The sequence below is a fragment of the Endozoicomonas sp. genome (genome assembly GCF_031844845.1).
Lineage (GTDB): Bacteria > Pseudomonadota > Gammaproteobacteria > Pseudomonadales > Endozoicomonadaceae > Endozoicomonas.
In genome coordinates this window covers 1-21,892 of sequence record NZ_JAVRMB020000291.1, presented here as the reverse complement: position 1 = coordinate 21,892, position 21,892 = coordinate 1, and the positions used below count along the sequence as shown (strand labels likewise).

The window sequence follows — 21,892 nt, the reverse complement described above, 5'->3', positions numbered from 1 at the left end:
CGCTGGGTGTTTTTCTGCTTTCAGGGCATTAATGTTTTATTGGTCGATAGTCATGAAAAACACATCGTTGGTTTGCAGGAGAGGCAGTTAACCATCATTTCAATTCTTGGGCGACCGTATCAAGAAATTTATTCCTGATATAGGTGCTGAATGACGGTTATATCATCGTTGGTCTGTAAATACTTCTGAGTGGTTTCAATGCTCTCATGCCCCATTAAGTCACGGATAGTTTCAAGATCAACCCGTTTCAGAGCGAGGCGAGTTCCAAAGGTGTGACGCAGGGTATGGAATACCACATTGTTAAGTTCAGCTTGAGTCATCAGGTTATTCCATGCGGTTTTGATATTATCAAACCGGCCTCCGGTTTTGGGTGATGCGAAAACCAGATCATCGCTGGGGTGATCGTCAAGCCAGGCCCGCAACGCTTCGTCGACTTTTTGATGCAATGGGATGGTTCGGGTTTGTGCTGATTTCGTTCCCGTCGTGCTTTTATACCCGGCTTCCATATCGTCCACCCCTTCACCTTCAATAAAAAGGCGATGATTGGAAAAGTCTATATCCTTGACTTGGAGGTTGAATATTTCACCTTTACGGAGGCCGCAGTAAATCCCAATAATCACCATCGGTTTTAAATAGTCAGTAAACTCTGCATCGGCATCCGTGTAATAGCTATTGTAATTGTTACCGCCATGACGTTGATAAGTTTGTCGGTCGTCCAGAGCGATCATTAATTGTTCTTCTTCCTGCTCGGTTAAAAAACGAATCCGTTTCTTTTTGTCCTCTTTTAAGGGTTTCACTTCTGGCATAATGGTTTTGGTTAAATAGCCGGTCTGCACTGCTTTTGTCATCGCTCCCCGTAATTCATTTAGATAACGATTCACGCTGGACGGCTTCCTTTTGTGGGCCAGTTTCCATTTATTTAGGCTGGCTGCATCAATATCATTCATATCAATATGCAGGTATTTTTTAAATTCTCTGCGCAGGGTTTTGGTGGCACTGCCAAACTGTTTGCCGGGTGTCAGTTCCTTGTAATCATGGTCAATAAAATAATCCAGTGTTTTTTGTGTTGCGCTCTTGTATTTCGCCTGGGTTTCCTGTTTTATATGCACCGGGTCGATACCAGAGATGACATCAGCGGCAAGTTTTTTGGCGGCTGTGCGAGCCTGATCTACGGTGATGTTGCCATACGTACCCAAGGTGGCATTCCTTCGTTTTCCTGATATAGGACTGATGTAGGAATAGTAGAAAACCGTCTTGGTAGAGCGTCGGCGAGCAAAGAAGCCTTTGGTTTCGGTGTCTCTGATTTCTTCATCGGGAGCTATTTTTTTAAGAATGCTCTCGGTCAGTTTCTTACTGGCCATTGGTGTACGGTACCTTTGCTTTGTCGTCTTTATTAGAGCTGTGTAACGCCTGTGTAATCTTAGACGGCAAAAAAGGCAAGGTCAAAAAAGGCTTGCCAAGGTAAGATAACCTGATAAGATATTGATCCATAAGGTTCTTTTGCTTTTTCTTACCTTTTAACGCATGTTCTGGAACAAGCGTTTTATTCATTGGTAAGGATGAGGTCACCGGTTCGACTCCGGTTAAGAGCTCCATTTTCAAGAGGCATCTGTCTCTTTTTTCGAGCATTAAGTTTTTTGTGTTCGATGTGCCGCAAGGATTTTCAGGTCGGTTGATTATAATTCACCGGCTCTGTGATTCAGGGTGGTAATGATTTAGGCCAGTAGTTCAATTGGTAGAGCACCGGTCTCCAAAACCGGGGGTTGGGGGTTCGATTCCCTCCTGGCCTGCCATTCCAGTGATCAAGCTCTTGCCTTCGGGAAGCTTGCTCTAAGAGAGTCTAGATAGAGAAAGTCAAGCTGATGAGCGGAAATTCTGAAATAGCGACTTCGGGTCGACTGGATGGTCTCAAATGGGGCCTCGCGGCGACTCTGGTCGCTGTTGGTGTTTACGGTAATTATTATTTTGCTGCTGAGTCGCTCTTTCTAAGGGTTGTCGGCCTGCTGGTGATTGCAGTTATTGCCGGGTTTGTTGCTCTGCAGACCGTGAAAGGTGGTGCCTTCTGGACGCTGTTGAAGGATGCCAAGACTGAGATTCGCAAGGTTGTCTGGCCTACTCGTCAGGAGACGGTGCAAACTACTTTAGTGGTAGTTGTTGTCGTGTTAGTGATGGGCCTTATTTTGTGGGGACTCGATTCTCTGCTAGGCTGGATGATCAGCAGCCTGATTTGATAGGGACAGGACATGGCGAAGCGTTGGTATGTGGTTCATGCTTACTCTGGATACGAAAAGCAGGTTTTGCGCTCACTGAATGAGCGTATCAATCGTTTCAGTATGGAAGAGTACTTTGGCGAAATTCTGGTGCCTACCGAGGAAGTGGTAGAAATCAAGAACGGCCAGAAGCGTAAAAGTGAGAGAAAATTCTTCCCGGGCTACGTGTTAGTCCAGATGGAGATGAATGAAGACTCGTGGCACCTTATCAAGGATACGCCGCGTGTTATGGGCTTTATTGGTGGTACGGCAGATAAACCGGCGCCAATTACGGAAAAAGAAGCGGACGCCATTCTTCGCCGTGTGCATGAAGGTGCTGAAGCTCCAAGGCCCAAGACTCTGTTTGAGCCGGGTGAAATGGTTCGTGTTACTGAAGGGCCTTTTGCTGACTTTAACGGAGTGGTAGAGACGGTTAATTATGAAAAGAGTCGTCTCCACGTAGCGGTAATGATTTTTGGTCGCTCAACGCCAGTAGAGCTTGGGTTTGGCCAGGTCGAGAAAGCCTGAGTCGGTAAAAGACTTTCAAAAGCCCCGTGTTGCCTTTCAGGCAGGCGGGGTTTTGTTTTGTAGGGCTCCAGGGTTATGCCTGGTGGTAAAGTGTGGATTGTGGCACTTTGCTGTAGATGGTTTGAGTCCGCAGTAGTATTAGGTATTTTTGCGCTGGCGGTTTCGGGATGGTTTCTGTAAACTACCGCGCTTTGTGAACGGGTAGCCGTTGATTTGGGTTCTTGTTCTCCTGCTGCTGAAGAGGGGGGTGGATCTGATGAGGCTGTGACCCACGTAGAGGTTAAAATGGCCAAGAAAGTTCAAGCTTATATTAAGCTGCAAGTGGCTGCCGGACAGGCAAACCCTTCTCCACCTGTTGGTCCTGCCCTGGGTCAGCACGGTGTTAACATCATGGAATTCTGTAAGGCATTTAACGCCAGCACCCAGAAAATGGATGCCGGTATGCCAATTCCTGTTGTTATTACTGTTTACAGTGATCGCAGTTTCACCTTCGAAACCAAGACGCCACCTGCTGCGGTTCTTCTGATGAAGACCCTCAAGCTGAAAAAAGGTTCTGGCCGTCCGAACACTGAAAAAGTGGGTACTGTTACCCGTGAGCAGTTGCTCGAAGTGGCTAAAATCAAGGAGCCTGATCTGACGGCTGCTGATGAAAATGCGGCGATTCGTACCATTGCTGGTTCAGCTCGCTCCATGGGTCTGATCGTGGAGGGTGTTGAGTAATGGCTAAAATGTCCAAGCGTGCCAAGCTGATTGCAGAAAAAATTGACGCTACTAAAGCTTATGGTTTTGAAGACGCGGCGGTTCTGCTGAAAGAGCTTTCTGCCGTTAAGTTTCAGGAAACTATCGAAGTTTCTATAAACCTGGGTGTTGATCCTCGTAAATCTGACCAGGTTGTTCGTGGTTCTACCGTACTGCCTAACGGCACCGGTAAAGACGTTCGCGTTGCTGTATTTACCCAGGGTGCCAATGCTGAAGCGGCTAAAGAAGCCGGTGCAGAAATCGTTGGTATGGAAGATCTGGCTGCGCAGATTAAGGCTGGCGTGATGGACTTCGACGTGGTGATCGCTTCTCCTGATGCAATGCGTGTTGTTGGTCAGCTGGGTCAGATCCTTGGTCCACGTGGTCTGATGCCTAACCCTAAGGTGGGTACTGTTACGCCTAACGTTGCTGAAGCAGTTCGCAACGCCAAGGCTGGTCAGGTGCGTTTCCGTACTGACAAGAACGGTATCATTCACGCGGGTGTTGGCAAGATCGACTTCGAAGCCGCTGCGCTCAAGCAGAACGTTGAAGCTCTGCTGGTTGATCTGAAGAAGCTGAAGCCTTCTTCCAGTAAAGGTATTTACATGAAGAAGGTAACTCTGTCCTCCACTATGGGGCCGGGTCTGACCATCGATATGTCATCCCTTACTGCATAAAGAGCTGCTTAAAGAATAAATGGAGTCTGGTTTTCCAGGCTCCTGACTGGAATGTTCCAGTCGCAAAAGACTTTGGGGTCCCTGCGTAAGTGGGGGTTGTCAAAGATCGCAGGTGTTTGAAGCTGTGCCCGTTTGACGGGGTTCTTCGTTAAATAAAAGGAAGGACAAAAAGTGGATAACTTAATCTCCTGCGTAGACGGTGATCATGTTGCTGCCTTTTGGCAGTGCATAAACCCTTCACCGTATTAGTGCTTAATAATTTATCGATGATGAATTATTGAGTGTCACTTCATAAATTGGAGTTAAGCCCATGGCGTTAGGACTCGAAGACAAGAAGGCAATTGTTGCCGGAGTCAGCGAGGCTGCCCAAAGCGCTCTGTCGGCTGTAATCGCGGACTACCGTGGTCTTACTGTTGGTCAAATGACCTCACTGCGCAAGCAGGCTCGTGATGGTGGCGTCTACCTGAAGGTAGTGCGTAACACTCTGGCCAGGCGTGCAGTTGAAGGCACTGATTTTGAGTGTCTGCAGGAAGTGCTGGTAGGCCCAACTGTGCTTGCTTTCTCTCAGGAAGATCCGGGTGCCGCTGCGCGCGTCATGCAGGATTTTGCTAAAGAGAATAAAGAGTTAGAAATCAAGGCTCTGTCTATTTCCGGACAGTTGCTGGGTGCAGAGCATCTCGATGTTCTGGCCAAGATGCCTACTCTGGATCAGGCTCGCGCAATGCTGATGAGTGTAATGATTGCACCAGTAACCAAGCTGGCCAGAACTCTGAACGAGTTCCCGTCAAGTGTTACCCGTGTAGTGGCAGCTGTTGCCGACGAGAAAAAGAAGGCCGCTTAATTCTTTTTGAATTAATTCGCTGGATTTTTAATAAACAAATTTTAGAGTTTCCCGGTTTTCCTGTCTGGGTTGCTCCGACACAAGATTTTTGGAGATTTAGAAATGGCTCTGTCCAAAGAAGATATCCTGAACGCTATCGCTGAAATGTCTGTAATGGACGTTGTTGAACTGGTTTCCGCTATGGAAGAGAAGTTCGGCGTTACTGCTGCTGCTGCTGTTGCTGCTGCTCCAGCCGCTGCTGCTGCTGCGGTTGTTGAAGAACAGACTGAATTTGACGTTATCCTGCTCGCTGCTGGCGAAAAGAAAGTTAACGTAATCAAGGTTGTTCGTGCTGCTACCGGCCTGGGCCTGAAAGAAGCCAAGGCTGTTGTTGACAGCGCTCCAGCTCCTGTGAAGGAAGCCGCTTCTAAAGAAGAAGCCGCAGATCTGAAGAAGCAGCTGGAAGAAGCTGGTGCATCTGTAGAAGTTAAGTAATTTTCTACTAATGCTTAAAGTCTGCGAAAAATATTTTGTTCCGGCTTCGCATCTTGCTAAGATGGTCCGGTATTTTTCGCGGCATAAAAGCATTGCATAATCCCGGGTCTGTTGCATAATGGATTCAGGTGGCTGGTGCCTGCGAAGGTGCCGGCCTTTTTCCGTTGTATGAGCTATATCGTCTGAGAGATTGTATTTGCACGTAAAGCCTGTTTATCACCATAAAGAAATTTGTTCTTATCTGCCTTTCGGGGCCGGGGTAGGGATTCTTTTGCTTTTGAGTGATCGCTTTGTGGGTGAGTATTCAAGATGTATAGGCTCGAAGAGGCTTTTGCAAAAAGTGCTGCTCAGCAGTTTTGATACCACTTCTTATGGAGCTATGAGATGATGGTGGATTACTGTGGATAATTCAGGGCTCAACCTTTTGACCCAGCCTGATATTACATGGTGTTGCCTGATAAGCATCAGGTGGCATAAATATACCGCTTCCATTGCCTTGGGTGATGTGGGCGGTATTGCTGTGAAAGCAAGGTAGTAAATCTGAACAGTACGATAGCTTTCTGTTCAGGCGCTAAAGCTCATACAACGGTTACGACGTGAAAGCGTCTACAACGATGTGGAAGTGTCTACAACGACTCTAAAGCGTCCGCGACATTCAGGTCATGTGTGACCGGTAGATCGTCTGTAACCAAAGGTCATGTGTGACCGGTAGAAAGACGAAAATTTATTGGTTTTGAAGGGAGCCACCCGCTCTCGAACTAACCTACTATGGCCAGGCGATGCCGCCTGAGGCCAGAAAACAGGTAACCAAGCTGGGGAACGCTGATGGCATACTCGTATACTGAGAAAAAACGCATCCGCAAGGACTTCGGCAAGCTGCCGAGTGTCATGAATGTGCCGTACCTGCTGGCGATTCAGCTTGACTCATATCGCAAGCTGTTGCAGACAGATAAAGAGCCGGCAGCAAGAGAAGATATCGGGCTACACGCAGCCTTTAAATCAGTCTTTCCAATCGTAAGCTATTCCGGCAATGCCGCACTCGAATATGTCAGCTACAGACTGGGCGCTCCTTCGTTTGATGTCAAGGAATGCCAGCAGAGAGGCGTCACTTACGCAGTACCTCTGCGTGTTAAGGTGCGCCTGATTATCTATGATAAAGAATCGTCTAACAAGGCAATCAAGGATATCAAGGAGCAGGAAGTGTACATGGGCGAAATTCCGCTCATGACCGATAACGGTACCTTTGTTATCAATGGTACAGAACGGGTTATCGTCTCTCAGCTGCACCGATCTCCGGGCGTGTTCTTTGATAATGACCGGGGTAAGACTCACTCTTCCGGGAAACTGCTCTACTCTGCCCGTGTAATTCCTTACCGTGGCTCCTGGCTTGACTTTGAGTATGATCCAAAAGATCTGCTTTTTGTTCGTATCGACCGTCGTCGTAAGTTGCCAGCAACCATCCTGCTGAGAGCTATTGGTCTCTCCAATGAAGAAATTCTTGATAATTTCTTTGACTACGTTGAATTCAAAATTGGCGCAGAAAGTGTCAGTACTGTGTTTGTTGCCGATCGTCTGAAGGGCGAGGCAGCCAGCTTTGATATCCTCGATAATGATGGCAATGTCATTGTAGAACAGGGTCGTCGTGTAACTGCGCGTCATATCCGTGACCTGCAAAAGTCGAGCATCAAAAAGCTGGAAGGTCCGGTCGAATATATTTATGGCCGTGTTCTTGCTAAAACAATTATCCATAAGTCTACTGGTGAAATCATTGTTGAGTGCAACACTGAAATCACACCTGAAGTTTTTGAGAAGCTGATTTCCGCTGGTATCAAAAAAGTAGAGACACTTTATATTAATGAGCTGGACTGTGGTCCGTTTATTTCTGACACGCTGCGTGCAGATACGACCACTAACCGTCTGGAAGCGCTCGTTGAAATTTACCGCATGATGCGTCCCGGTGAACCACCAACGCAGGATGCTGCTGAAGGGCTGTTCAAGAATCTGTTTTTCTCGACCGAGCGTTATGACCTGTCTGCGGTAGGTCGTATGAAGTTCAACCGTCGTCTGGGTCGTGGTGAAGATACGGGTTCTGGTGTTCTGGATAACTCCGACATCATTGATGTGCTGAAAATCCTGGTCGACATTCGGAACGGTAAAGGTATCTGTGACGATATCGATCACCTGGGTAACCGTCGTGTCCGTTCTGTTGGTGAAATGGCTGAAAACCAGTTCCGTGTCGGTCTGGTTCGTGTTGAGCGTGCCGTTAAAGAGCGTCTGAGTCTGGCGGAGTCTGAAGGCCTGATGCCTCAGGACCTGATCAATGCCAAGCCGGTTGCTGCTGCTATCAAGGAATTCTTTGGTTCCAGTCAGCTGTCCCAGTTTATGGACCAGAACAACCCGCTGTCCGAGATTACTCACAAGCGTCGTGTATCTGCATTGGGCCCTGGCGGTCTGACCCGTGAGCGCGCTGGTTTCGAAGTTCGAGATGTACACTCAACCCACTATGGTCGTGTATGTCCGATTGAAACACCTGAAGGACCAAACATCGGTCTGATCAACTCGCTGGCAACTTATGCCCGTACCAACGACTACGGCTTCCTGGAAGCACCGTACCGTCGTGTAGTTGATGGCAAGGTAAAAGATGACGTTGACTACCTCTCCGCTATTGAAGAGGGCGAGTACGTTATCGCTCAGGCATCCGCAGCCATGGATGAAAACAAGCAGCTGACTGAAGAGCTGGTTGTTGTGCGTTACCGTGGTGAAGCAACGCTGATGAGCCCGGATAAAGTTCAGTATATGGACGTATCCACCAAGCAGATGGTATCGGTGGCGGCTTCCTTGATTCCATTCCTGGAACACGATGACGCGAACCGTGCCTTGATGGGTTCGAACATGCAACGTCAGGCGGTACCAACACTGAGAGCCGAAAAGCCTCTGGTCGGTACGGGTATGGAGCGCAACGTAGCGTCCGACTCCGGTGTTTGTGTGGTTGCCAGACGGGGTGGTTTGATTGATACCGTTGATGCCGCTCGAATCGTTGTTCGTGTAAACGACGACGAAGTACAGCCAGGCGAAGCCGGTGTTGATATCTACAACCTCACCAAATACACCCGTTCTAACCAGAACACCTGTATTAATCAGCGTGCCCTGGTGAAATCCGGTGATCAGATTGCTCGCGGCGATATCATGGCCGACGGTCCTTCTGTTGATATGGGTGAACTGGCGCTTGGCCAGAACATGCGTATCGCGTTCATGCCATGGAACGGTTACAACTTTGAGGACTCGATCCTTATTTCTGAGCGCGTTGTTCAGGAAGATCGCTTTACCACTATCCACATTCAGGAACTGACCTGTGTAGCTCGTGATACCAAGCTGGGCTCTGAAGACATTACTTCAGACATTCCAAACGTGGGTGAGTCTGCACTGAACAAACTGGACGAAGCCGGTATTGTTTATGTGGGTGCTGAGGTTGGCGCTGGTGACATTCTGGTGGGTAAGGTAACGCCAAAAGGTGAGACCCAGCTGACCCCGGAAGAAAAATTGCTGCGTGCCATCTTCGGTGAAAAAGCATCTGACGTTAAGGATACCTCACTGCGTGTACCTACCAGTGTGAAAGGTACCGTTATTGACGTACAGGTCTTCACCCGTGATGGCGTAGAAAAAGATATTCGTGCCCTGGCGATTGAAAAATCACAGCTGGATGAGTACCGCAAAGATTTGAACGAAGAATTCCGTGTTGTTGAATTCGATACGTTTGCCCGTCTGCGTGGTGCTCTTCGCAACCAGCCTGTTGTCCGTGCACCCGCACTGGCCAAGGGTGACCTGATCAGTGACAGCTATCTGGATGGCCTGGAACATGAACAATGGTTCAAACTGGCCATGGCTGACGAAGCACTCAATGAGATGCTGGATCTGTCCAGAGAGCAGCTGAAAGATCGTCGTGCCCAGCTGGATGAGCGCTTCGAAGACAAGAAGAAGAAGCTCCAGACCGGCGATGACATGGCGCCCGGCGTACTGAAGATCGTCAAGGTTTACCTGGCCATCAAACGTTGTATCCAGCCTGGTGACAAGATGGCGGGTCGTCACGGTAACAAGGGTGTTATCTCCATCATCATGCCGGTAGAAGACATGCCGCACGATGCAGAAGGTAATCCGGTTGATATCGTACTGAACCCTCTGGGTGTACCTTCCCGAATGAACGTTGGTCAGGTGCTGGAAACTCACCTGGGTGCTGCAGCCAAAGGGCTGGGCGTCAAGATCAGCCGTATGCTGGAAGCCCAGAAGAGCATGTCTGAACTGCGCAAGTTCCTGGATGAGGTCTACAACGGTATTCCTGGTTCCAGCCCTGTGCAGATTGACACCTTCAGCGATGCAGAAGTGCTTGACCTGGCCCGCAACCTGCGTGGCGGTGTGCCCATGGCGACGGCGGTATTTGACGGTGCCAAGGAATCGGAAATCAAGCGTCTGCTGCGTCTGGCGGATATGGATGACAGTGGTCAGGTAAGACTGTTTGACGGCCGTTCTGGTGAAGCTTTTGAGCGTCAGGTCACCGTTGGCTACATGTATATGCTGAAGCTGAACCACTTGGTAGACGACAAGATGCACGCACGTTCTACTGGTTCTTACTCTCTGGTTACCCAGCAGCCTCTGGGTGGTAAGGCACAATTCGGTGGTCAGCGTTTCGGGGAGATGGAGGTCTGGGCACTGGAAGCCTATGGTGCTGCCTACACCCTGCAGGAAATGCTGACGGTGAAGTCCGATGACGTCGCTGGCCGTACCAAGATGTACAAAAACATCGTGGATGGCGATCACAGAATGGAACCCGGTATGCCGGAATCCTTCAACGTACTGTTGAAGGAAATCCGCTCACTGGGTATCGACATCGAATTGGAAACCGAATAACGAACGTGTGGCCAGGGTGTTCTCTGCTCTTGATTAAGAGATGGAGAACACCTTGCACCGCGAGGAGATACGATCTTGAAAGACTTGTTGAATCTGCTCAAGACCCAGGGCCAGACGGACGAATTCGATGCTATTCGGATTTCTCTGGCCTCACCGGATATGATCCGGTCATGGTCATACGGCGAAGTTAAAAAGCCTGAAACCATTAATTACCGTACGTTCAAGCCTGAGCGTGACGGTCTTTTCTGTGCCAAAATTTTTGGTCCTGTTAAGGATTACGAGTGCCTGTGCGGTAAGTACAAGCGCCTGAAGCACCGCGGTGTTATTTGTGAAAAGTGTGGCGTAGAAGTCGCACTGGCTAAAGTGCGTCGTGAGCGCATGGGGCACATTGAGCTGGCCAGTCCGGTGGCTCACATCTGGTTCCTGAAATCCCTGCCATCCCGTATCGGCCTGTTGCTGGATATGACCCTGCGTGATATCGAACGGGTGCTCTATTTTGAATCGTACGTTGTTGTTGATCCGGGCATGACCACGCTGGAAAAAAACCAGCTGCTGTCTGATGAACAATACTACGAATCGCTCGAAGAGTTTGGTGATGACTTTGACGCCCGCATGGGTGCTGAAGCGATCAAGGGCCTGCTGGGTGATATCGATATTGAAGATGAGGTCAAGACCTTAAGGGAAGAGATTCCCCAGACCAACTCTGAAACCAAGCTGAAGAAGCTGAGCAAGCGTCTGAAGCTGCTGGAAGCTTTCCACCATTCGGGTAACAACCCCGAGTGGATGATTCTGACCGTTCTGCCGGTTCTGCCGCCAGATCTGCGTCCTCTGGTACCGCTGGACGGTGGTCGTTTTGCCACCTCTGACCTGAACGATCTGTATCGTCGGGTGATTAACCGTAACAACCGGTTGAAGCGTCTGCTGGATCTGAACGCTCCTGACATCATCGTCCGTAACGAAAAGCGGATGCTGCAGGAGTCTGTTGATGCGTTGCTGGACAACGGCCGTCGTGGTCGTGCCATCACTGGTTCCAACAAGCGTCCCCTGAAATCCCTGGCTGACATGATCAAGGGTAAGCAGGGTCGTTTCCGTCAGAACCTGCTGGGTAAACGTGTAGACTACTCTGGTCGTTCGGTTATCACCGTAGGTCCTACGCTGCGTCTGCATCAGTGTGGTCTGCCCAAGAAGATGGCGCTGGAACTGTTCAAGCCATTTATCTTCGGTAAGCTGGAAGCCAAAGGTCTGGCTACCACCATCAAAGCCGCCAAGAAAATGGTAGAGCGCGAAACACCTGAGGTGTGGGACGTTCTGGCGGATGTTATCCGCGAACACCCGGTTATGCTGAACCGTGCGCCGACCCTGCACCGTCTCGGTATCCAGGCGTTTGAGCCAGTACTGATTGAAGGTAAGGCTATCCAGCTGCACCCGCTGGTTTGTGCGGCCTATAACGCCGACTTCGACGGTGACCAGATGGCGGTGCACATACCGTTGACTCTGGAAGCCCAGATCGAAGCCCGTGTCCTGATGATGTCCACCAACAACATTCTGGCACCCGCTAACGGCGAACCTATCATCGTGCCGTCTCAGGACGTGGTACTGGGTCTTTACTACATCACCCGTGACCGTATCAATGCCAAGGGTGAAGGCATGGCGTTCGTTGATATCGACGAAGTTATGCGTGCCTACCGTACCAAGGCTGTTGACCTGCATGCCCGTATCAGAGTGCGTGTGCATGAAAAATACAAGGACGGCGAAGGGGTTGAGTACGACAACAAGTTCCTGGCTGAAACCACCGTTGGCCGAATGATTCTGTGGGACATCGTGCCTCAGGGCCTGCCTTTTTCACTGGTTAACCAGACCATGAAGAAAAAGGCAATCTCCGGTCTGTTGAATGCCTGCTACCGTAACGTCGGCCTGAAGGAAACCGTTATCTTCGCTGACCAGATGATGTATCTGGGTTTCGAGTATGCGACGATTTCCGGTACTTCCATCGGTGTTAACGACTTCGTTATTCCTCCTGAGAAGGGTCGTATCATCGACGACGCCAACGCAGAGGTTAAGGAAATTGAGAACCAGTTTGCTTCCGGTCTGGTAACTGCCGGCGAGAAGTACAACAAGGTCATCGATATCTGGTCCCGTGCTAACGAAATGTTGGCCAAGCGGATGATGGATAACCTGAAATCTGACACTGTTATTAACAAGCAGGGTAAGAAAGAAGAGCAGGAATCCTTCAACAGCGTTTACATGATGGCGGACTCTGGTGCACGGGGCAGTGCCGCACAGATTCGTCAGCTGGCCGGTATGCGTGGTCTGATGGCCAAGCCAGACGGTTCCATCATTGAAACGCCAATCACCGCGAACTTCCGTGAAGGTCTGAACGTACTCCAGTACTTCATCTCTACTCACGGTGCTCGTAAAGGTCTGGCGGATACCGCTCTGAAAACAGCGAACTCCGGTTACCTGACCCGTCGTCTGGTCGACGTTGCCCAGGATCTGGTGGTCACTGAAGATGACTGTGGCACCAGTGAAGGCCTGCTGATGGCACCGCACATTGAAGGCGGTGATGTTGTTGAGCCGCTGGGTGAGCGTATTCTGGGTCGTGTTGTGGCTGAAGATGTGCTCAAGCCAGGTAGCGACAGCGAAATCGCAGTACCTGCCGGAACGCTCATTGATGAAATGTGGGTGAAGCGTCTCGAAACCATGAATGTGGACGAGATGCGTGTGCGCTCGCCAATCAGCTGCGAAACCCGTCATGGCATCTGTTCCAAATGCTATGGTCGTGATCTGGGCCGTGGTCACCTGGTTAACAAGGGTGAGGCTGTCGGTGTTATCGCTGCACAGTCCATCGGTGAGCCGGGTACACAGCTGACCATGCGTACCTTCCACATCGGTGGTGCGGCATCCAGAAACGCAGCAGCAGACAGCGTAACGGTTAAGAACAAAGGTTCTGTTCGTCTGTTGAACCTGAAGTCCGTTGAGCGTAAGGATGGCACTCTGGTTGCTGTCAGCCGTTCCGGTCAGCTGGCCATTGCTGATGAGTTTGGTCGTGAGCGTGAGCGTTACAAGCTGCCTTACGGTGCCATGCTTTCAGTGAAGGATGGTGATCAGATTGAAGCGGGTCAGACGGTGGCCAAGTGGGATCCACACACTCACCCAATCGTCACTGAAACTGCCGGTATTATTGAATTCCAGGGTATGGATGAAAATATTACCGTTAAGACTCAGACGGATGAACTGACCGGTCTGTCCAATATTGAGATAATGGACGCGAAAGACCGTCCATCTGCCGGTAAGGATATTCGTCCTGCCATGCAGCTGAAAGACGCTAATGGCAACGAACTGAAGCTGCCAGGTACTGATGTACCTGCACAGTACTTCCTGCCAGCGAACGCTCTGGTCAACCTGGTGGATGGCGCTACTGTTGAAGTGGGTGCGGTACTTGCCCGTATTCCTCAGCAGTCTTCCGGTAACCGGGACATCACCGGTGGTCTGCCACGAGTGGCTGACCTCTTTGAAGCCCGTAAGCCAAAAGAGCACTCAATTCTGGCGGAAATTTCCGGAACCATCGGCTTTGGTAAGGAAACCAAGGGTAAGAAGCGTCTGGTTATTACCCCGACTGACGGCACTGATCCTTATGAAGAACTGATTCCAAAGTGGCGTCACCTCAACGTGTTTGAAGGTGAGCAGGTGACCCAGGGTGAAGTTATCTCTGACGGTCCTACTAACCCTCATGACGTGCTGCGTCTGCTGGGTGTTAGTGAACTCGCTCGCTACATCGTTAACGAAATCCAGGACGTATACCGTCTTCAGGGTGTAAAGATTAACGATAAGCACATTGAGACCATTCTGCGTCAGATGCTGCGTAAGATAGAAATTTCCGATACCGGTGATTCTAAGTTTATCCGTGGTGACCAGGTTGAGTACACTCGTCTGCTTGAAGAGAATGATCGTCTTGGCCGTGAGAATGGTTTCCCGGCTAAATTCCAGCGTGTGCTGCTGGGTATTACCAAGGCATCACTGGCGACGGAATCCTTTATCTCTGCCGCTTCTTTCCAGGAGACCACTCGTGTTCTGACTGAAGCAGCGGTTCACGGCAAGCGCGACTACCTGCGTGGCCTGAAGGAGAACGTGGTTGTGGGTCGTCTGATTCCTGCCGGTACGGGTCTGACTTACCATGCTGAACGTCGTAAGGCACGGGAAAAAGTTGAGTTTGACACGCCAACCAAAGTGTCTGCTTCTGAAGTAGAGCAGGCTCTATCCGATGCTTTGAACTTTGGTGAAGTTTAATCACTGATTAAAGAGAGGATTGCCTCTCTTTAATCTTCCAAAAAAACCGCCACGATGGCGGTTTTTTTATGGACAGCATTATTTGCTTAGGAATTGTCCGTTAATAATTCTCTGTCTCCTCTGTGCCTTTTATGCCCTTCGGGTACTGTGGTGAAAGAGAAAGTTATTTCGGGAGAGTTATTTCGGGACAGCCCCCAAGCAAGCCAGACCACATAAATCATGACCAATAAAAAAGGGGCTGCAGCCCTTTTTTTATTGGCTGGTGCAGGAAAGCGTTAGAACCCATACCGACACATTGTCGTCCTCCCTGTGCAGGCGGGGATGACGGTGTGTAGCGAAAATGACGGTGGTATGGATCAGCACTTAGCCGCACCAGTCCATAAAGGAAACGGTCACTCGCTATCCAACGGTTCATCAAAAGGATCCTCATCATCAAATAGCCAGGATAACCCTTCTCTCTCCTTTTCTTCCTCTTCTTCAAGCTCTTTTCTGCTTTTCCTTCTCTCAGAACGGTTGCCAGCACCAGGATTAACGTTTGGCAGAATAATTGGAGGCAACTGCTTCTGGCCTGTTTCTACCACTGCCGGTGGCTGCATAGCCGCTGGAAGGTTACTTGCCAACACCTGAGATAGCGGGCTTAGCACACTGCCCCCCTGATTAGGTATCACTGGTATTGTACTGTTATTAATATTGACTTTATTGCCTGTATCTGGCCTGACAGCCTCACTTCCACTGCCTGCCTTAGAGGCACGTTCACCACGACCTTGCTCTCTAACAGCACTTCCTGAATCAGTCAACGCTTTAGCAAGACCTTCACTACCCACTTTAATATCAGGAGTACTATTTTGGAAAACTCGTATTACAGCGGAATTCAATTTCTCTTGAGCCAGTACTCCTGAATTTTCTGTAGCAGTATTTTGGCTGAATCCATCAGCACTGGTCAGGTCCCTGTTAAAAGAAACGTTTTCTCCCTCTACCTGGTGCAACCTGTTTTCTGTATTAAGGAAATAAAGCAAGGCTTTCTGGATGTTATCCGGTTCAAGTGCCTGCCCCTGATTCCTGATTGCTTCAGACAATAAGGCGACTAATTTCGAATGAGTCAGGTTTGGCTTTATACCTTCTGCGCCTGAAAGCTTATCCGGTGTTTTCTGCTTACTTTCTTCTGAACAGGATGCCTCTCTGGAATTGCCAGGGATAGTAAGTAGCTGGACTACCCTGTCAATTATCCGTATTACAGGATTATCACCACTGCCTGCTCTATAAATAACAAGAGGAAGAGCCAGAATAAGCGGCCTGAATACTGGCGATAAAAGAACGGACAACGCCTGGGCTGTCTGCGAAGCTGGAGGTGCTGTAATGATTGGTACAGCCGAGGGTCGCTGCAATGCCAGCGGTGGTCTTTGAACCCGACGCTCGACCAGTACGCTCTGACTAAAATCTTTTCGAAAACAACAGCCATTATAAAATAGCTCTTCACTATAATACCTGACATCCCAAACTGAAAAGTGCCCCGTTGAGTCGCACTTAATTATCTGCTCTCGACGATCTGTATATTGGATCTGGGGCGCGGAGGTTAAATCCTGGAAAACTGGTACTGACATAGGCCCACCTATCCGAACGAGTGTAGAGCGAAAAACACTCTCCCTTCTGTTATTGAGCTGATTTAAATTATTCCTTAACCAGTTGAGACACTATAAATTTCCATTAGTTCCGCACTGAGAGTGCCAGTCTGAGTTAAAGCTGGCTTCACCCCGGAATTGCTGGCAAAATTCTCTGCCAACTATCAATGCTATGGTGAAGCAGATTAGTGGCGTGCTCCGTTTCTTAAAAGGACTTATCATTATTACCATTCTGGCAGTCATCGTTCTGCCTGGAATGAAGTATTTTCTATCCAGCAAAATCACACTGATGGTGAATCAGTGGATCGCCAATATCTCGCCTTATGCCCGGATCAGCTATGAAAAAATAGATATTGATCTGGGAGGAATCATCACGCTCCGCAATGCAAGCATAGATATACAACACGATCAGCAGCCCAACTTTGAGGTCCAGCGAATACTCATTCGCTTTCCTGAATGGCATCGCCTTTTCTTACTGGCCATGAAAGGCGAGCATTCCTCGCCCCTGACTCCCTTATTGTGGAAATGCAGGGAATGGATTTATTTTTCCTGGAAAGTGAACACCTCATCAGGCACTTTGCCGCAAGAAATGATTTACTCGGCACATCGTTATCCGCAACCTGCGGGCAGAACCTTCTATTTGGCCCTGAACAGCTCAGTGCAATGGGGTATCAGCCCGAAACCCTTATGAATCTTGGCATGCAATACCGGTTTCACGAGTTTGATCAATCCCTTGATGTTTTGTTTGAGACGGAAATTCAAGGGCTTGGTTTTATCAACCTCGGCATGTCCATTAGCAACGTTACACACCTTGGCCGGGAGTCACTGAGTAGCCAGGATAAGGGGCTTAAGCAGTTAACCTTTTCATACCAGGATGACGGTTACATAAATAGAAAGGTTCAATATTGTGCCAGACAGTCCGATGTTTCGCCTGACGAGTACATTGCTACAGAAGTCTCTCGCAGTGACCAGTCTTATTCAGATATCTCGGGAGTGGTTCCCGGCCCTTCGATAAAAGATGCCTACAGCACGTTTCTTCAAGCCCCTAAAAGCGTTTCCATTTCTCTGGAATTACCATCATCTTTTCCACTGAACCGCCAGTATTGGGAATCCGAAATCCCGGCGATCCGTCAACTTTATGTATCGGTTAACAATAGAGAGATCATTGCCCCTGAACTCAACATTATTCCCACAGGACTGAATGGTAAAGTGGATGACCTGCTGGCTATTTTGAGCCAGCCTGGCTATTTTGAGCCAGCCTGAAAGTCAGGAAGTGAGCAACGATCACTCTAAAACCATCGCAGCAACACGTAATGAAGAAAAGGATCAATTCCCGGAAGCGCTGAATCAGAGAGAAGTCTATACAGGGCAGCACCTCCGATATCACCCAATTGAATTAACTGCCTTAACTGAAGATGAGCTCAGAAAGATCAGAATCAAGATAAATAACGGCAGAGAATACGAAGGTTTTCTTGATAGCCTGAATACGGAAAAGCTGCAATTGAAGAGCCTTCAGGATGGTGGAGAGGTCATTCGACCTTTTCAGCTTGAGAGAATTACTTTACTTGAAGTCATGATGTAACCATATTCTGGTTCTTTTGGCGCTGGAAAAGCCGGTTGTACTCCTCACAACACTCCTCACAACACTCCTCACAACACTCCTCACAACACTCCTCACAACACTCCTCACAACACTCCTCACAACACTCCTCACAACAACACTCCTCACAACACCACCGGGCTGCTCAAATAGCGCCCCTGCCCACCCTGAACCCCCAACTCTTGCAGCAGTTTCCACTCATCATCGGTTTCAACGCCCTGAACCAGCAGTTTGATATCCCGGTTATAGGCCAGCATCGACAGCGTACGGAGATACAGCTGGTTATTACGGTTACGGCTGATATCCCGCACAAAGCTGTCATCAACCTTCAGGTAGTTCAGATTAAGGTTATGGAGACTTTTCATGGTCTGGCTGGCGATACCAAAGCGGTCAATGCAAAAACGACAGCCCGTCTCCACCAGCTTATCCACCCGGTCACCCAGACGTTTGTCCAGTAGCATGGTTCGCCCCGGCACTTCCAGAACCAGCCTTCTGGCCATGCCTGGCTTCGCCTTCATGGTGACCAGTAACCAGTCAAAGAACACATCATCCACGATGGAGTATGGCGACAGGTTCAGGCTGAAATCCTGCTTTTCATCGATCTCAGCCATATGATCCAACAGGATCAGCAGCACCGTCTGGTCAAATTTGCCATGAAAATCAAAGCGCTCCACCATGGGCAGGAAAGCCTCGGCGGGCAATAGTTCTTCACCCACTCGAATTCTGGCCAGCACCTCTTTGAACATCAGCTGCTGCTGATTGTCGAACACGTCCTCAACATGAAGCACAATATCCCGGTTGGCCATGACCTTTTGCAGGATTTGCAACCACTCCTCTTCTCCCCATTCAGCACTGGAATGACTCTTGCCATAAAGAGTGGGCTGCTTCTCGGAACCAAGAGCAGAAGGCGTTTGTTGATCGGTAATGTCAGTGACCTGCCAGGCATTCACCCCGCCCTTTTGCACCGATCGAAGCAGCTGATCTGCCTGATCATAGAGCATTTCTGACGGACAACAGCCGCTATGAGAGACCGCCGCCAGATGCAGACTGTCCCTCCCCTCCTGAGAGGCAAAGAAGCTCAGGTCCCCAAGCCCGGTGTAGACCGCATCCGTTATATGCTGACTTTCAGCCACATCACACTCCGGAGAGAACACCGCAAATTCAGACTCACTCCTGCGCCCGGCAAATGACCGGGGCCATGACGTCAGGCTGGTGGTCATTTGCTGGCTGATCGCCAGCAGCAGAGCCTCGGTATCCTTACGCCCAAGGTTTCTGCTCAATTCATCCAGACCACTGACTTTCACCACCAGAAAGCTGCTGCCAGACGCCTTCCCCTGGGCCAGAGCGCTGGTGACACGGGCATCAAAGCCACGGCGATTGAGCAGATCAGTCAGATCATCTTTGATCGATTGTTGCCGCAATTCTTCCGTCAGGACTATCTGTTCTGTAAAGGTTTGCTCCAGTTTGCCCGCCATATGGTTCATGGCTTCCACCACCCGGCGGAATTCACGGGTCTTTGGCAATGTTGACTGGATCTCAAAACGTCTCTGGAAAATAGCATTTGCCTGTCGTTCCATACCCGACAGCGGCCTGAGGATAATGCGTAACAAGAGATTTAAACCGATAATCGCCAGCAGCAAAGCGGCGCTGAACAGCAGGACGCTGGCCTTGGCTTTTGACCACAAGCTGCGATAGGCATGCCCGGGATGACTGATCACCTGCAACCTTCCCACGGGTACCCAGCCACTATTAACTTCCGTCGTTACCTCGAACAGTTGCAAATCAACAAGCTGAATAAACCAGTCCGGTATACCCTCACTCTCGACAGGTAGCTCGCTGTTCACCAGCGATTTGCCATCCATGCCCAAAAACTGAATCTTCTGGTAAAAGCCACTGTCAAAAACGGCATCAATAATAGAATCAATAATCGCCAGGTTTCCGGGTTCGGTCGCCGCTATGGCAACCCCAAGGGAGGTAGCGGTATCCCGGGCGTTAGACTGTAGCTGTATTTTCAGCGCATTGCGATCATCGCTGATATTCACTACCAGAGTGCCCACTAACAGCAACACCAGCAGCAAAGTCAGATAAATAGCCAGTTGCCTGAGTACCGTCATGGCAGCGTCTTCCGTTCAGATAAGAGGCGGGTGATCACTTGCCAGAAGCGGTATTCTGTCCGGCAACAAAGCTCGAACTGCCCGTCAGACTGGAGACCTCTGTATAACCATCCCTGGTTTTCTCAATAACCGTTATAAAGGCAAGCATCAGGGCCGACAGTCGGGATTCGTCATAGCCGGACAGCACAATGGCAGTACCGTCATCCTGAATATCATCCAGCGAGTGAACCAGTATTTCAGCGCTTTTCGTCAGGTCCTGAAAACCAAAGGACTGCCCGGAACCCAACAGGTTACAAACGGTCATCTTGAGTTGGCTGAGATCATTCCGGTTGAAACTGCCTTCCTCCAGGGTAAACAGATACCGGTGAATGTCCTGAATGACCGACTCAATGTTATCCAGGTAATTCTTGCGTAACTGATCAAGATGGTTACTGTACTGGTCACCCTTGTTGTTCTGGAAATCGCCCCAGATGGAAGCAATCATTTCGGTCAGCTGAACCGGATCAAATGGCTTGGCAATAACACCGGCGGCGCCCATATTTTTATATTCTTCGACTTCACTGGTCTGGACTCTGGCGGTCATAAAGATCACCGGAGTATTTTTATAGTGGGGGATTTTTTGCATTTCCCGGAAAACGGCAGGGCCATCCACTTCCGGCATCATGACATCCAGAAGCACCAGTTGTGGCTGCATCGCTTTACCCTTGTCAAGAAACTCTACACCGCTATCAAAGGTATCCACCTGGTAACCACTAAGGGCTTGCAAAGACAGGGTCACCAATGCACGAATGTCTTTATCGTCTTCTATATAGAGAATATTTTTAAGCGTTGCGGTGTTCATCCAGATAGTCCTGCCAGCGATATTTCTACAGAGTCTATCGGCGAACGGGTTCATTCTTGAACCCTGCGGGAAAGGCAAAAAAAACCTGGATTTCCACCCGGGGTTACCTTTTATACCGGAAGATTATTAAAGAATATCGGCTAATCAATAGAATGAGTAAGGATAGATGGTGCCCTACCCGTTAGTTATCTGGAGCTACTTTGTCCTGCGGTTATTCATTTTTGTATTTTTCATGGTATCGACTACAGATTTGGCTCTTTCATTGCCAACCATCCGTATAACCTTCGATCTAGAGAGGCTCTCAACTTGTTCAGTATTTTTAGCGACTTCCATCAAAGTCACTGCAATCATATCCTGTAAAGTTTCTAATTGTTTCATGGTGAGATTATCTGAGCGTCGATCATTCTCCATATCGTCTCTCAGGTTGTAGAGTCGATCTACGACATCAGCTTGACTCGCTTTGATCTCGCTGATATCCGACTCCCTTAAATTAAATACATTAATTTGTTGTGCTGGTTGTTGTGCTGGTTGTTGTGCTGCCACATCACTTCGCAAAATGAATAACCTGAGCCTGTTGGCTATGCTGACGACACGTTGTTTAATGCTCTTGGTATTTATAGTCTTTTCTTTTTGTTCTTCATTAAGGGTTGCTTTACCCGGTTTGACTTTTACTTTCTGTTCACGATTGTCTTTTTCTTTCGGGGGACCTGGCGGAGAGGAGGTGAATATAGCTTTAGTGATTAGTTTATGTAGTCCATTCATGGGCATGGGATAATTCCTTTTCTAAGTTATTCACTGATGTTACGCACCTTACTCGCCGCGCTATGTAGATACCACTGCCGTCTTTCCCGCGCAGGAGCCTGTCGCAAAAGGGCAAAACACCCCCCGACCGTCATCCTCGCGAAGGCGGTTGTCGCAAAACCCTCCTCGCTCCCACGCTTTTAGGCCCTGTGGGTCCTGCGTGGTAGCGCCAGGACCCAACCACAGACACGATTCCTGTGGTTGGCTATGCATTCCCACGC

The 21,892-nt window shown here is 49.3% G+C and carries 17 protein-coding genes and 1 tRNA gene; 12 read left to right on the top strand and 6 right to left on the bottom strand.

Annotated features, from left to right (window positions below; translation table 11 throughout):
• Positions 1–128: 128 nt before the first annotated feature.
• Positions 129–1,361 (bottom strand): tyrosine-type recombinase/integrase, encoded by a 1,233-nt coding sequence (locus RM811_RS15860; protein ID WP_402526178.1) that lies wholly within the window; start codon positions 1,359–1,361, stop codon positions 129–131.
• On the bottom strand, positions 1,351–1,596 hold the full coding sequence (locus RM811_RS15855; protein ID WP_402526176.1) for a hypothetical protein: 246 nt from the start codon (positions 1,594–1,596) through the stop codon (positions 1,351–1,353). Before RM811_RS15855 ends, RM811_RS15860 begins: the two co-directional genes overlap by 11 nt.
• Positions 1,597–1,717: 121 nt before the next feature.
• Here RM811_RS15855 and RM811_RS15850 point away from each other — a divergent pair.
• The 9 genes from RM811_RS15850 (at position 1,718) to rpoC (ending at position 14,696) form a co-directional block, all read left to right on the top strand.
• A tRNA-Trp gene (locus RM811_RS15850) sits at positions 1,718–1,793 on the top strand.
• Positions 1,794–1,862: 69 nt separating this feature from the next.
• On the top strand, positions 1,863–2,231 hold the full coding sequence (gene secE / locus RM811_RS15845; protein WP_402526174.1) for a preprotein translocase subunit SecE: 369 nt from the start codon (positions 1,863–1,865) through the stop codon (positions 2,229–2,231).
• Positions 2,232–2,243: 12 nt separating this feature from the next.
• Positions 2,244–2,777 carry a transcription termination/antitermination protein NusG gene (gene nusG, locus RM811_RS15840; RefSeq protein ID WP_402526172.1) on the top strand — a complete coding sequence of 178 codons (534 nt, stop codon included), beginning with the start codon at positions 2,244–2,246 and terminating at the stop codon, positions 2,775–2,777.
• 285 nt (positions 2,778–3,062) lie between these two features.
• Positions 3,063–3,497 carry a 50S ribosomal protein L11 gene (gene rplK, locus RM811_RS15835; protein ID WP_402526170.1) on the top strand — a complete coding sequence of 145 codons (435 nt, stop codon included), beginning with the start codon at positions 3,063–3,065 and terminating at the stop codon, positions 3,495–3,497.
• Positions 3,497–4,192, top strand: coding sequence for a 50S ribosomal protein L1 (gene rplA / locus RM811_RS15830; protein WP_402526167.1), 696 nt, complete (start codon positions 3,497–3,499; stop codon positions 4,190–4,192). The genes rplK and rplA overlap by 1 nt, the downstream gene beginning before the upstream one ends.
• A 310-nt stretch (positions 4,193–4,502) precedes the next feature.
• Positions 4,503–5,033 carry a 50S ribosomal protein L10 gene (gene rplJ, locus RM811_RS15825; RefSeq protein WP_402526164.1) on the top strand — a complete coding sequence of 177 codons (531 nt, stop codon included), beginning with the start codon at positions 4,503–4,505 and terminating at the stop codon, positions 5,031–5,033.
• A 102-nt stretch (positions 5,034–5,135) separates the two neighbouring features.
• The gene (gene rplL / locus RM811_RS15820) at positions 5,136–5,507 is read left to right on the top strand and encodes a 50S ribosomal protein L7/L12 (protein ID WP_402526162.1); all 372 of its coding nucleotides are present in this window, start codon (positions 5,136–5,138) and stop codon (positions 5,505–5,507) included.
• An 825-nt stretch (positions 5,508–6,332) separates the two neighbouring features.
• Positions 6,333–10,409, top strand: a complete 4,077-nt coding sequence (gene rpoB, locus RM811_RS15815; protein ID WP_402526160.1) for a DNA-directed RNA polymerase subunit beta — start codon at positions 6,333–6,335, stop codon at positions 10,407–10,409.
• A gap of 75 nt (positions 10,410–10,484) precedes the next feature.
• A complete protein-coding gene (gene rpoC / locus RM811_RS15810; protein WP_402526157.1) occupies positions 10,485–14,696 on the top strand; it encodes a DNA-directed RNA polymerase subunit beta' in 4,212 nt (1,403 codons plus the stop codon).
• A 392-nt stretch (positions 14,697–15,088) separates the two neighbouring features.
• On the opposite strand, the gene RM811_RS15805 is transcribed toward rpoC, so the two are convergent.
• Positions 15,089–16,297: a hypothetical protein gene (locus RM811_RS15805; protein ID WP_402526155.1), complete on the bottom strand. Its 1,209-nt coding sequence runs from the start codon at positions 16,295–16,297 to the stop codon at positions 15,089–15,091.
• A gap of 211 nt (positions 16,298–16,508) precedes the next feature.
• Here RM811_RS15805 and RM811_RS15800 point away from each other — a divergent pair, with 211 nt between their 5' ends.
• Genes RM811_RS15800 through RM811_RS15790 form a run of 3 tightly spaced genes read left to right on the top strand, consistent with a single transcriptional unit; the run spans position 16,509 to position 17,897 of the window.
• Entirely contained in the window at positions 16,509–17,006 is a 498-nt protein-coding gene (locus tag RM811_RS15800; RefSeq protein WP_402526153.1) for a hypothetical protein, read from the top strand.
• The gene (locus RM811_RS15795; protein ID WP_402526151.1) at positions 17,003–17,578 is read left to right on the top strand and encodes a hypothetical protein; all 576 of its coding nucleotides are present in this window, start codon (positions 17,003–17,005) and stop codon (positions 17,576–17,578) included. The genes RM811_RS15800 and RM811_RS15795 overlap by 4 nt, the downstream gene beginning before the upstream one ends.
• Positions 17,565–17,897: a hypothetical protein gene (locus RM811_RS15790; protein WP_402526149.1), complete on the top strand. Its 333-nt coding sequence runs from the start codon at positions 17,565–17,567 to the stop codon at positions 17,895–17,897. The genes RM811_RS15795 and RM811_RS15790 overlap by 14 nt, the downstream gene beginning before the upstream one ends.
• A 143-nt stretch (positions 17,898–18,040) precedes the next feature.
• Here RM811_RS15790 and RM811_RS15785 read toward each other — a convergent pair whose 3' ends face one another.
• From RM811_RS15785 to RM811_RS15775, 3 genes are all read right to left on the bottom strand, one after another.
• On the bottom strand, positions 18,041–20,029 hold the full coding sequence (locus tag RM811_RS15785) for an EAL domain-containing protein (protein WP_402526147.1): 1,989 nt from the start codon (positions 20,027–20,029) through the stop codon (positions 18,041–18,043).
• A gap of 34 nt (positions 20,030–20,063) precedes the next feature.
• The gene (locus tag RM811_RS15780) at positions 20,064–20,924 is read right to left on the bottom strand and encodes a response regulator (protein WP_402526145.1); all 861 of its coding nucleotides are present in this window, start codon (positions 20,922–20,924) and stop codon (positions 20,064–20,066) included.
• Between the two features lie 141 nt (positions 20,925–21,065).
• Positions 21,066–21,638: a hypothetical protein gene (locus tag RM811_RS15775; RefSeq protein WP_402526143.1), complete on the bottom strand. Its 573-nt coding sequence runs from the start codon at positions 21,636–21,638 to the stop codon at positions 21,066–21,068.
• Between the last annotated feature and the right edge of the window lie 254 nt (positions 21,639–21,892).